This is a genomic window from Ruegeria sp. HKCCD7303, assembly GCF_013111185.1.
Taxonomy (GTDB): domain Bacteria; phylum Pseudomonadota; class Alphaproteobacteria; order Rhodobacterales; family Rhodobacteraceae; genus Ruegeria.
The window spans coordinates 21989-34484 of sequence record NZ_WVRE01000006.1 but is presented as its reverse complement, the minus strand read 5'-3'; the positions used below and the strand labels follow the sequence as shown (position 1 = coordinate 34484).

11 protein-coding genes are annotated in these 12496 nt (G+C 55.1%); 8 read left to right on the top strand and 3 right to left on the bottom strand.

Going from position 1 to position 12496, the window contains the following annotated elements; translation table 11 throughout:
- Positions 1–1089 carry an ATP phosphoribosyltransferase regulatory subunit gene (locus tag GS630_RS15430; RefSeq protein ID WP_171179373.1) on the top strand — a complete coding sequence of 363 codons (1089 nt, stop codon included), beginning with the start codon at positions 1–3 and terminating at the stop codon, positions 1087–1089.
- Positions 1086–1775: an ATP phosphoribosyltransferase gene (hisG, locus tag GS630_RS15425; protein WP_171179375.1), complete on the top strand. Its 690-nt coding sequence runs from the start codon at positions 1086–1088 to the stop codon at positions 1773–1775. The genes GS630_RS15430 and hisG overlap by 4 nt, the downstream gene beginning before the upstream one ends.
- On the opposite strand, the gene GS630_RS15420 is transcribed toward hisG, so the two are convergent.
- Positions 1772–2203: a DUF1489 domain-containing protein gene (locus GS630_RS15420; protein ID WP_171179377.1), complete on the bottom strand. Its 432-nt coding sequence runs from the start codon at positions 2201–2203 to the stop codon at positions 1772–1774. The two genes, hisG and GS630_RS15420, sit on opposite strands and share 4 nt — an antisense overlap.
- Before the next feature lie 129 nt (positions 2204–2332).
- Here GS630_RS15420 and GS630_RS15415 point away from each other — a divergent pair, with 129 nt between their 5' ends.
- Entirely contained in the window at positions 2333–4615 is a 2283-nt protein-coding gene (locus GS630_RS15415) for an adenosylcobalamin-dependent ribonucleoside-diphosphate reductase (protein ID WP_171620915.1), read from the top strand.
- Between the two features lie 265 nt (positions 4616–4880).
- On the opposite strand, the gene GS630_RS15410 is transcribed toward GS630_RS15415, so the two are convergent.
- Positions 4881–5894, bottom strand: a complete 1014-nt coding sequence (locus GS630_RS15410) for an AraC family transcriptional regulator (RefSeq protein ID WP_171620914.1) — start codon at positions 5892–5894, stop codon at positions 4881–4883.
- A gap of 126 nt (positions 5895–6020) precedes the next feature.
- On the opposite strand from GS630_RS15410, the gene GS630_RS15405 reads away from it, so the two are divergent.
- From GS630_RS15405 to GS630_RS22270, 5 genes are read left to right on the top strand one after another with little or no spacing between them, the layout of a single operon-like run.
- On the top strand, positions 6021–7433 hold the full coding sequence (locus GS630_RS15405) for an amidohydrolase family protein (RefSeq protein WP_253285920.1): 1413 nt from the start codon (positions 6021–6023) through the stop codon (positions 7431–7433).
- 25 nt (positions 7434–7458) lie between these two features.
- On the top strand, positions 7459–8223 hold the full coding sequence (locus GS630_RS15400) for a DUF3299 domain-containing protein (protein ID WP_171179386.1): 765 nt from the start codon (positions 7459–7461) through the stop codon (positions 8221–8223).
- Positions 8220–9398 (top strand): carbohydrate porin, encoded by a 1179-nt coding sequence (locus GS630_RS15395; RefSeq protein WP_171239141.1) that lies wholly within the window; start codon positions 8220–8222, stop codon positions 9396–9398. Before GS630_RS15400 ends, GS630_RS15395 begins: the two co-directional genes overlap by 4 nt.
- Before the next feature lie 47 nt (positions 9399–9445).
- Complete coding sequence (locus GS630_RS22275; protein WP_216599817.1) at positions 9446–9985, top strand: membrane dipeptidase; 540 nt, start codon at positions 9446–9448, stop codon at positions 9983–9985.
- A 29-nt stretch (positions 9986–10014) separates the two neighbouring features.
- Positions 10015–10686 carry a membrane dipeptidase gene (locus GS630_RS22270; protein ID WP_216599820.1) on the top strand — a complete coding sequence of 224 codons (672 nt, stop codon included), beginning with the start codon at positions 10015–10017 and terminating at the stop codon, positions 10684–10686.
- Between the two features lie 370 nt (positions 10687–11056).
- Here GS630_RS22270 and GS630_RS15385 read toward each other — a convergent pair whose 3' ends face one another.
- On the bottom strand, positions 11057–12205 hold the full coding sequence (locus GS630_RS15385; RefSeq protein ID WP_171620912.1) for a hypothetical protein: 1149 nt from the start codon (positions 12203–12205) through the stop codon (positions 11057–11059).
- Positions 12206–12496: the final 291 nt, after the last annotated feature.

Sequence of the window (12496 nt, the reverse complement as noted above, 5' to 3'; positions counted from 1 at the left end):
ATGCCCAACCGTTCCCAGATACAGGCCCGCGCCGCAATGATGCGTGTCCGGTTTGAGGCGGCTGGCGCTCAGGTCGTGGATACGCCCCTGTTGCAGCCGGCAGAGACTCTGCTGGATCTGTACGGAGAAGACATCCGCGCCCGCGCCTACGTTACGTCGGACGCCCTGCGCGGCGAACAGATGCTGCGCCCGGATTTCACTTTGCCAGTGGTGCAGATGCACATGAGCGATGGGGCCGAGCCCGCGCGCTATACCTATTCGGGTGAGGTTTTCAGGCGGCAGGAACACGACCCGGACCGGGCCAATGAATACATTCAGGTTGGCTATGAGGTGTTCGACCGGAACGATCCTGCCGGGGCCGATGCCGAGGTCTTCTCGCTTTTTGCGCTGCAACTGCGCGGCTTGCCGTTGCGTGCGGCCACCGGGGATATTGGTATCCTGACGGCCGCTGTGGCCGGGTTGCGCACGACCGAACGTCGCAAGGCCGCGCTGATGCGCCATCTGTGGCGGCCACGCCGGTTCCGTGTTTTGCTGGACCGCTATGCGGGCCGAACGCCAGAGCCCGAGTTGCGGTCTGATCTGCTGAACGCCACCGAACCGATGGTGTTTGACGCACCTATGATCGGAAAACGTCGGGCCTCGGAAATCGAGGCGCGTATCGAAGCTTTGCGCGAGGATCGTGAGACCCCGCCGATTTCTGATAGTGAGCTTGTCGGCCTGGAAACGCTGCTGAATGTACGCGAGACCATGCCCTTTGCGTTGGAACAACTGCGCGACGTGGCTGTGGATTTGCCGCAGATCACGCCGGCGCTGGACCGGCTGGAGGCCCGCGTGGCTGCGTTGCAGGCGCGTGGTGTCGACGTCGCGCGCTTGGATTTCGAGGCCGCCTATGGCCGGACCTCGATGGAATATTACGACGGGTTCGTTTTCGGTTTTTACGCCGAAGGCCGACCCGATCTGCCTCCGATCGCGACCGGCGGGCGTTATGATGCGCTGACCCGGCAACTGGGCAACGGGGCCGAAATCCCGGCCGTTGGGGGCGTGCTGCGGCCCGACTTGATGCTGGAGATCGAGGAGGGCGCGCAATGAGCCTTAAACTGGGCGTGCCCTCGAAGGGGCGGTTGATGGAAAAGACCTTCTCGTGGTTCGAAAAGCGCGGCATTGCTTTGTCCCGCAGCGGATCAGACCGGGAATATGCAGGCAAGGTCGAAGGGATCGATGGGGTCTCGCTGGTTCTGCTGTCTGCCGGAGAAATCCCGCGCGAACTGGCGGCGGGGCGGATTCATCTGGGTGTCACCGGTATTGATCTGGTGCACGAGAAACTGCCGCGTTGGGAACAGCAGTTGGAAGAGATCTCGCAGCTGGGCTTCGGCAAGGCGGATCTGATCATTGCAACGCCGGCCTGCTGGGTGGACGTTGATACGCTTGATGATCTTGATGCCGCGGCGGCGGCGTTTCGCAAAACCCATGGCCACCGCCTTCGGATTGCGACCAAGTATCACCGGCTGGTGCGCGAGTTCCTGACCGATTCAGGCGTCGCGGATTACACGCTGGTCGATAGCCAGGGCGCGACAGAAGGCACGGTGATGAACGAAACCGCAGAGGCGATCGCCGATATCACCTCGACCGGCGAAACGCTGCGGGCCAACCACCTGAAGATCCTGTCTGACGGTCTGATCCTGCAATCGCAGGCCACGCTGTGGCGTAGCCGGGTTGCGAAGTACGACGCTGCAGAGAAGGCGGTTCTGTCTGACCTGCTGGATCGGCTGCGTTAAAGCACGCCTATCTCTGCCAGCGCGCGGTTCAAATCATCGGGCAGGGCATCGTCCTGCTCGCGGTTTTTGGGCAAATCAGCTGGTGTGTCCTCAGGCTTGAGATAACGCCATCCCTGAAACGGGCGCTTCAGGGCGTTCTGAGTCCGATGGACCTCGGGGTCTAGCACAATGGCACACCGGCGGATGCCGTCCTCTCCGATCACCTCATCCAATCGCAGGATGCGCTGACGACACTGGATCACGCCTTTGATCACCCAATAGATCGAGCCGCCATTCAGAATCTCTGCCTCACGCTTGGGCCACATGCGGGTCACATGACGCGGACAGCCGTCCTGATACAGGGGCTTTCTGCTGTCTTGCCAGGCCATCAGTGTGTCGACGTTTTCCGATCCGACCGACAGTTTTATGAGGTTTACGTACTTATCCACAGTTTTCCCACAGAGTCGTCCCAAGGCCGATCTTTATATTGTAGCTCGTCGTACGCAGTCATCAAGGTGTTGTGGTCTGGGTGTGATTTAGGGTACTCTGGATACCTCTTTCAGAACAGGGAATCACCAATGAGCCGCTTTGCCGCCCCCATCGCCGAGCAGATCTGGGACATGAAATACCGCTTTAAACAAGCGGACGGCACACCCATCGATCAGACGGTCGAAGACAGTTGGCGGCGTATTGCCCGCGATCTGGCGCGGGTCGAAAAGGACCCTGCTCATTGGGAAGAAGAGTTCTATCAGGCGCTAGAGGACTTCAAATACCTGCCTGCGGGGCGGATCACGGCGGGCGCGGGTACCGCGCGGCAGGTGACTCTGTTCAACTGCTTCGTCATGGGCACAGTGCCCGACAGCATGGGCGGTATTTTCGACATGTTGAAAGAGGCCGCGCTGACCATGCAGCAGGGCGGTGGGATCGGGTATGATTTCTCGACCATCCGACCACGTGGTGCCGACGTCAAAGGCGTTGCAGCGGATGCCTCGGGCCCGCTGAGTTTCATGGATGTGTGGGATGCGATGTGCCGCACGATCATGTCCGCAGGATCACGCCGCGGGGCGATGATGGCGACCATGCGCTGCGACCATCCCGATATCGAACAGTTCATCACCGCAAAGTCCGATCCGGCCCGTCTGCGCATGTTCAACATGTCTGTCTTGGTGACGGACCCGTTTATGGAGGCCGTCAAGGCCGATGGCCCGTGGGAGCTGGTGTTTGACGACAAGGTCTATCACACCGTTCAGGCGCGTGATCTGTGGAACAAGATCATGCAGGCGACCTATGACTATGCCGAGCCGGGCGTGATTTTCATCGACCGCATCAATCAGGCCAACAACCTCAGCTACGTTGAGACCATCGCCGCCACCAACCCGTGTGGCGAGCAACCTCTGCCACCTTATGGCGCGTGTCTGTTGGGCTCGATCAACTTGGCGCGGCTGGTCGCGGACCCGTTTGAGGACGCAGCCCATCTGGACGAGGAGGCTTTGCAAAAGCTTGTCGCCACCGCTGTTCGGATGATGGACAACGTGGTGGATGCCTCGAAATTTCCGCTGGTCGAGCAAGAGGCCGAGGCCCAGGACAAGCGTCGCATCGGTCTTGGCGTAACCGGTCTGGCGGATGCACTGCTGATGCTGGGCTTGCGCTATGGCTCGGACGAGGCGGCGCGTCAGACCGAGCGCTGGTTGCACGCAATCGCCCGCGCCGCGTATCTGGCGTCGGTCGACTTGGCGAAGGAAAAAGGGGCGTTCCCCCTGTTCAACGCCGAGAAATATCTGGCCAGCGGCACGATGCTTCAGATGGACGAGGATGTGCGTGATGCGATCCGCGAACACGGCATCCGCAACGCGCTTCTGACCTCGATTGCGCCGACTGGGACGATCTCTTTGTACGCGGGCAATGTGTCGTCGGGAATCGAACCGGTCTTTGCCTATGCCTACACGCGCAAGGTGTTGCAGAAAGACGGTTCGCGGACCGAAGAAGAGGTCGTGGATTACGCGGTGCAGATGTGGCGCGACAAGTTCGGTGACACAGAACTGCCGGACTATTTCGTCAACGCGCAAACTTTGTCTCCGTCCGATCACGTCAAGATGCAGGCGGCGGCGCAGAAATGGATCGACAGTTCGATTTCCAAGACGATCAACTGCCCCGAGGATATCAGCTTTGATGCCTTTAAAGACGTCTACATGCAGGCTTGGGATCAGGGCTGTAAAGGCTGCACAACCTATCGCCCGAATGATGTGACCGGCTCGGTCCTGACCGTTTCGGAAAGCGACGACAAAGCGCCCGGAGAAAGCGCAGATGCACCGCATGAGGTTGATGGCGGAGACGTGATTTACATGTCTGAACCGCTGGACCGTCCGCAGGCGTTGGAAGGGTCCACATACAAACTGAAATGGCCCGACAGCGAGCACGCGATTTATCTGACCATCAACGATATCGTCATCGGAGGTCGCCGCCGCCCCTTCGAGGTGTTCATCAACTCGAAGAACATGGAGCATTATGCCTGGACGCTTGCACTGACGCGGATGATCTCGGCCGTGTTCCGTCGCGGTGGGGATGTGTCCTTTGTGGTTGAAGAGCTGAAAGCCGTGTTCGACCCGCGTGGCGGGGCCTGGGTGCAAGGGAAATACATCCCGTCCATTTTGGCGGCGATTGGCGGTGTGATCGAGCAGCACATGATCAATATCGGCTTCCTCGAAGGTGAGGGAATGGGATTGAAATCCGACCCTCAGGCGCAGGTGGTCAACATGGATGCACCACGCGGCAAGGCCTGCCCGTCCTGCGGTCAGTATGACATGGTGATGATCGAGGGTTGCATGACCTGCCGCAGTTGCGGGCATTCCAAGTGCGGATAGCCCAAGCTGTTCGTGTTTTTTTGAACCGCCACAAGCGGATTACTGATTAACCGCCTGAGCTGTGCCATCGCTTTTCCAGGCGGTGGCATATGCAGTGAAAAGGTGGCGTCTTTGGGGTGATCGCGCCTCTTTTTTGTGGTAGCGGACGGGGTAATCTTATGGCGCGGGAAGATGGCCAGGTGCAGGTTTTTTTCTGTATTCAAAGACCTTAGCCGCAAGTTTTCTTTGGAACGGTAGCCCCCTGCCGTCTCTGCCTCGGGCGCGTTCACAATTCTTTTTGTCCAAGTCTGTATTGTGTTGGTGTTGTGCCTGTCTGGCCTCGGAAAAAGCGGGTAAAGTGGGACTTGTCCGAGTAACCAAGCGAGAGACCAATCTCTGCAATTGTCATTGTGTCCCGGCGGAGATGTTCTTTTGCCACATCAATGCGCAACCGTTTCATCTCGCGCGGCAGCGTTGTACTTTGCTGCTGAAGGGCTTTTAGAAACCGCTCCGGCGGTATACCCAGCAGTCCAGCGACCACCTGTGGCCCTAAGTCGGTTTCGTCCAGCTTGTCGCGTAAGACGGATCTTAATGCAGCCACTACCGTTACTTCTTCGTCATGACGGGCCGAGGGCGCCGGCGCGGCAGTCTGGACTGAGACATGGTTCAGGAACAACCAGTCCACTGGAAAACTCACGTGCATTCCGGGATCAGTTCCAAGGCTGACCTCGATCCCCTTGTAGCCAAGCGGCAGGCCATTGATATATCTGCTTTCCCACCGTACCCGCGTTGGGTCCCAGGCGTTTCCAACTACGGTTTGCAACAAGCGCACGTAGATGGCGGCCCCAAAACCGGTGACTTGAACGGGCGGAACAGCGGGTTCCTGTTGTCTTTCGATCCGATACGTGGCCTTGTTGGCTTCAACGACAAGGCTGTGTCGTACCGAGTTTGTTTCCTGTGGTACAAGCCCAACGAAACGGGCAAAGAACTCGAACAATGTCGTGGTTGATTGCAGGGACTGCGCGAAAGGGGGCCACCCTTGCAGGTCAAATGTTTCGCCGACATTCAGCCCAAGATACCGGTCCCCGGACAATTCGGAGAAGGCATTCAACAATCCATAGACCAAATCTGAATGGACATAGACAGATGGGTCAGACAGCAACTCGGCTTTCAGCCCGACCTGATCCAGCGCGGGTTGAGGATTGATCCCGCGGTCAGTGAGATATTGCAAGAACGGGGCTGCCAAGGCGAGGCGGATAAAGCCCTCGTTGTGCTCTTGAGAGGTGGAGTTGAGAGGCAAGCTCATCCTCCTTTCGCGGAAGTCATGTTCAAGCAGTGGCCACTTTATCAATCATATTCGAACATCTTAATGCAAAAATGGCAACCGGAGCAAAGATTTCCGTTCTACAGTTAGGGAAACATGAATATGAAGGGAGTGCTTATGTCCGGTCTACGAATGTCGCTTTTCTCGACTGCAATTGTCGCGTCAGTCCTTACTTTTTCGGCGGCTACGCAGGCTCAGGATCAAGAAGTACCACAAACGCTGTTTACCAACGTCCATGTCTTCGATGGCGTGAATGAGCAGCGCATGGAAAACGCCAGTGTTCTGGTCGAAGGTAACCTGATCAAGTCCGTTTCAACCGACGCGATCGATGCTCCTAATGCTACGGTTATTGACGGTGGAGGACGGACACTGACGCCCGGATTTATTGAGCTGCATGCGCATCTCATGCTTATGGGGCCTACGCTGCCGGCGATGGAAGCCAACACGACGTGGGAAGATTTCGCCATTCACGGTGCACGGATGGCTGAGATGTATCTCATGCAGGGGTTCACCACTGTGAGGGATGCGGGTGGTGCCAATGGTGGGCTGCGAAGGGCCATTGACGCAGGGCAAATCGACGGCCCCCGGTACTATCCTTCCGGAGCATTTATCGGAACACGGGGTGGCCACGCAGACTTCGCCAATTTCACTGCACCACCGGGCTCTGAAACGAACATGAGCCGTCTGAACTTGGCGCAAGAGATTAGCGGTGTCGATGACGTTTATAAATACGCGCGCAACAACTTTCGAATGGGTGCAACGCAGTTGAAATTCATGCAATCCGGTGGCGTGGTTTCGGCTTTTGATCCATGGCAACTGCTGGCTGGATCACCAGAGGAAATCAAAGCAGCTGTTCAAGTCGCAAATGAATACGGCAGCTATGTCATGGCGCATTCGTATCGGAAAGAAGCAATCCTGAATGCGCTTGATGCAGGCGTGATGTCGATCGAACATGGTTTCTCGTTCGATTGTGAAATCGCTCAGGTCATGAACGAAAAAGGGGCCTACATAACCACGAACCTGACGGCCTTCGATCCCGGTTTGCTTGATATTCCTGCGGTGGCAAACGTCCCGTCCAGCCTTGCCAAAGCAAAATCCGCCTCGGCCACATTTGCGGGCTACATCGACAATATGAAGGAATGCCCGGTGAAGCGAGGGTTCCAGACGGACTGTGTTGGCTCGGTGGAAGCATGTAACATCCAGATTGCCTACGAGAAACACCTGAACAATGAGTTTTTCGGTCCGTATACTTCGATGGTGACGCTGACCTCGACAGGTGGTGAAGTCGTTGCTTTGTCGGGCGATTTCATGAACCCTTATACGGCTGGAAAGCTTGGAGTGATCGAAGAAGGCGCTTATGCTGATATCCTGTTGATCGACGGAAACCCGCTAGAGGATTTTTCGGTCGTTGGAACCGGTGATCAGTGGTTTGGAGCGGACCCGAGACCGGACAGCCCTGAAACGATCCGTCTGATTATGAAGGATGGTGTGATATACAAGAACACGCTGGAATAGTTAAAAGCGCAGCCGGAGAGTATTCATGCGTCATTGGTTTTGCATCGCGGTCATCGCAGGGTTGGTGTGGTGTGCCCCGCCCACTTTTGCAGCGCCTGGGGTCGCGTTGGATTGGGCGGATCTTCCAGACCCGTCCGCGCAGATCTTTGAAGACCCTTATCGCGATCTCAGCCCTGAACAGTTCGACGATGTTCTGTTTGTTGTACGACTGCGCGGCAGGCTGCAGCAGGATCATGGCAGCGAAGAAGAACGGCAGAAATGGCAAGAACTGCTGGCTGAGACCGAGGACGCTTTGGCCGCAGATGAAATTGATATCGACTGGCTGCTCGATCAGCGTGAAGTTGTGATGGAGCGTCGAAGAAAGGCCGGGACGAACGGAAATCCGCAGTTAGACGGCCAGACAATCACTGTCGCGGGCTTTGCTATTCCAGCCCCCAGCGATCCCGACGGGCGACCTGTGGCGTATCTGGTGCCGGAACGCGGGATGTGCAGTCACATGCCTCCGCCGCCTCCCAACCAGATGATCCGCGTGCGTTTAAATGAGGATTGGACCCCCAGCTATTTCCATGAACCCGTACGATTGACGGGAACGCTGACCATTGATCCGTCTGTTCAAAACATGATGGTCGTGGACGGCGTTATGCCCATGAACGCGACCTTCCAGCTTGAAACGGACAGTGTTGAAACGCTGGAAACCGAGACAGACAGGCTGGAGTGGAAACAGCGTGCTGCTGATCGCATTCGCGCGGCGGGCAATCGCAAGACGGGCGGGGCAAGAGCGTCCGAATGATAAGAAACCTGCTTGCTGCATCGGTAATTGCATCTGCTGGCGCGGTATCGGCGCAAGGGCTTTCCGGACCTTCTTCTGTTGGGGCTGATCTTGAGCCCGGCGACGGCCTGACCGATCCGCAATACAGATCGGATTTTCCGCGTAACATCGCGCCAGGTTGGTTCGGGTGGAAGGACCGACTGGCTGAGGGCGGGTTTCGTTTCAACATTGATTACTTGGCGTTGGGCCAAACCACGAATGCTGATCTGGGCACCGGCGAAGCGGCCAGCGGAATTGCTCGGTTCTACGGCAACTGGCAGGCAACTGAACTGGGTTCTCTGACATTCAAGATTGAAGACCGGCACAGCTATACCGATGTGGCCCCGCAGTTCCTTGGGCTGGATGGTGGAGCGCTTTCGATCACGGGCACAGCCTTTAATGATAATGGACTACTGCTGACAAACCTGTTCTGGACCCAAAGGGCTGCGAACGGCGCGTGGACGCTGCAAGTCGGGCAGATTGACGTCACGGACTTCGTGGACATCTATGGGCTGGTCAGTCCCTACAGCGGATTCCAGAACCTGTCATTCAACACCAACCCGACGATCAATACACCCAATCAAGGATTGGGAATTGCGGGTGGTTTGAAGCTTAGCGAGACTGTCTATGCCGTAGCGAGCGTTTCAGACGCGAACGCCGACCCGTCTGACCCTAATTTCGATGTGTTCAGCGACGGCAATCTCTTCAAATCACTCGAACTTGGGTACACTTCCGGCTTTGATCGTATCTATTTCGACAATGTCCATCTGACCCTCTGGCATGCAGATGCGGCTGACGATGGCAGCCGAGCGGAAGACTATGGCGCGGCGTTTTCTGCGGCCTGGTTTGTCGACAACAAGTGGATGCCGTTCTTTCGGGCGGGGGCCTCAAAAGGAACGGCAGCTCTTTACGATCGGTCGATATCTGTCGGTCTGGGGTATTATGGTCGCAATACCGATCTGGCCGGTCTTGGCCTGAACTGGGCCGAAGCCAGGGGCATCGACGGGACACAGTTCACGCTTGAAGCTTTCTACCGTTTTTCAATCTCACCGGGGTTTCAGATCACACCATCGGTGCAGTTCATTTCCAACCCGCTGCTGAACCCCACTCAGGACAGCATCACGCTGTTCGGCCTCAGAACCCGGATCGTTTTCTGAGGGGTGTTCATGCGGCGGCAAAACAAATCAACTGAGGAGGCTCTGTCATGAAGACCCTATTGGCCGTAAGCGCCATAGCGATCACTTTTGCCGGCGCGTTACATGCGAGCGAGGAAAGCAAGACGTGGGAGGCGTCAGAAGAGGCGAAGCAGTTTGTGCAGGACACAATTGTCCTCGGCATGTTGGCCAGCCCCTATGGCACTGGCTGGACCGAAGACGAGCAGCTTCACACTTACTTCGCGCGTGCGCGGGAAAACGGCATCACTGGGCATGAGATGACGCTGGCTGCTGCGGATATGTCTTTCGACACCTTTCTTGATCAACATTACCACTTCCGTGCTGCAATGGCCCAGCAACCGGAAAACTACCTCATCGTGAATGAAACCCGCGACATTGAAGCTGCCCACATACAGGGCAAAACAGCGGTTATTTGGAACAGCCAAACGGCCACGATTCTGGACGGCGACCTGAGGAAGATGGCAGTGCTCAAGGATATGGGGATCAAAAGTATGATCCTGGCTTACAATGACATTTTCCGGACTGGTTCTGGGCAGTTGGCGGCCTATACGGTCGCGACATTGGTCTGACCCCGTGGGGGAAGTCAGTTATTGATGAAATGGTCAGGTTTGGCATACTGCTCGACCTAAGCCATACGGGTTCGAAAACGGCCAATGACGCCATGGATTACATGGATGAGAACTACCCCGGGGTGCCCTATGTCTACACGCACTCGGTTCCTGCAGGGTTGTATGCGAATGGGCCCAATGCGACGCCAAAAGGGTGTTATCGCGCCATTCCCGATGATGAGGCGCTGCGCGCGGCCAAGTCTGGTGGCTACGTTTCCCCGACGTTCACAGAATGGATGATGGACGGCGTTTGGCCCGAGGATATCTCACCCGAGCAGGCCGCTGATATGATTGATTACTATGTCCAGCTTGTCGGCGTCGACCATGTTGGAATCGCAACGGACGACATGTTTTCGCTGGAATTAGTCGTACAGTTCGCAACTGCAAACGCGAGCATGTACGATGACGGCGGCTATATGATCGACGCCTTCAACAAAGGGGCAACTGGTAACGGTGAACTTGCCAAAATCCTTGCGGCGATAACGGACGATCTTTGGGCGCGCGGCTATTCAAATGAAGATCTTGCAAAGATCTACGGCGGAAACAAGATGCGGGTTTACGCGCAAGTTTGGGAAGGCAAACCACCCGAACAGTTTTTGAAGGAATACCCCGAGCGTTTGCGCTTGCGGCAAGAGCTTCGTGAAGGGTTTTATTCGCGATAGATGCGCTGGGTAATTGCCAACTTTCTTTTGGCCGGGTTTGGTCAGGCTGGCATTTCTGCTTGAGTTTGAAGGGTAGATGACGGGCGATGAGAGTTTCGAACTCCCGACACATCTGTGGTGCAAACGCAGCGCTTTGCACCACCAATTCGACTAATCAAAGCACTGAATTCCACTGCCACTAAGCGCGTTCAATCACATGAAATACGTGTGTTGCCGTTGAGTCGACTATCGAAAGATGCACCAAAAGGCACAACGCAACACAGCGTGCGTTGCTATGCAGCGAGATCAAGATCTGACACCCAAATAGCCACCGAGTTCAGTGAGGATTGCGGCACACAATCCAATCCATTTCCAAGTCGACTTTGGGTCACTATTTTTGCCGGAAACGCAATTTTGCGGCGTGCTTGAAATACACCCAAGGGTGCCTTCTTGCTTGGTCACGCTCGGAAATAGCCTTGTCCCGCTCGGAAATAGCCTTGTCCCGCTCCTGCTGAAGCTCCTGAGTTTTTTTCGCGAGGCAAACTAACCATTCCGCTGAAAGACTTTCCAGTTCCGAGGCAGTTTCCGGCAGATCTTTGTCGGATTCGTTTTCTAGTGGCTGCTTTGTTCTACGCCAGTTTTCAGACAGCCCTTCCGGCAAAAATTCACTTTCAATTTCGTCACAAGCCTTTGAGAATCTATCTAATACCCCAACTGGTATGAGGTGACTCAGCTCAACGTTTTCTCTATCCGGCCTGACCTTTCTCAATATTGCTCTCGTAGTATTACTCTTTCGCCAAGATGCCATATCTTCGGCAGGCGTTGGCAAGAAAAAATTACAACGACGCAATATTTCCAAGTGATCTAGAGAAAGAGCAGTATTAAGCCGATCTGGAATTGCAAAATCTTGAGAGTCGACACCGATCAATTCACAAAAATCAGAGCAAATATCTCCGCCGACCAATTTGCTAGGCAGGTATTCCCGTACAGTTACATTTTCTTTTCCAAAAACCTCGGCCCACCTACGAAGCCGGTGAACTGGATTAAAGTACTCATTCTGCGGGTCTACGCGATCCCAGTTTAGTTTGTCGCGCTTACTGACTTTGACTGCCGTAGAATGCGATGATTTGGCTAAACTCACCGGATCACGAATATAGCAAACAACTTTTACCTCGTAGCCCGTGGCATCAATGCTATCTTTCAACAGCTTAATTTCATTCTCAGAGCCCACTCTGCTGGAAAGATGCTCGCAAGAAATCACTGTGGTTTTATTGACAACTTTTAGATGAGAAGCAAAATCGGAAAGTATAACTTGTCCATCAATTTTCTTATGTTCCGCGATGAATTCCCTTTGTTTGTTCTGGTTCATCAGAGCTCCGGCCAGCGGGAAATGCCCATTGCCTTGAACAAACGTCAAGTGGCGGTCATTAGGGTAGTGGACTCCAACGTTTTCAAGTTTGTCACAATTATTGCTCATAAAGGCTTGAAGTGATGTTGTACCCGTTTTTTCCCAACCAATATGTACTATCAAACGTTTCAATTTTTGGCCTTTCCGAAGGTCGGAACTTTCATTCACTAATTGTGCACAAGCAACATCACTGAATACACTCTGGAACCCAGGCTTTCAGTGTATCTTACGCCGCTCACATCTCACGGGACATACACAGAACACGTAGCTTTACTCAAGCTATCGTATGTCCGTTGTCGGAGTTTAGGAAATGTTGGGGCGTTTTCGTAACGGAGGCTCTGCTTGGATTTCAGTTTCAGTTTGTACTTCAAGCGGCGTTTCTCTGCTTCTGGCCAATCCTTCGCCCTAAATAAACCTTGGCAT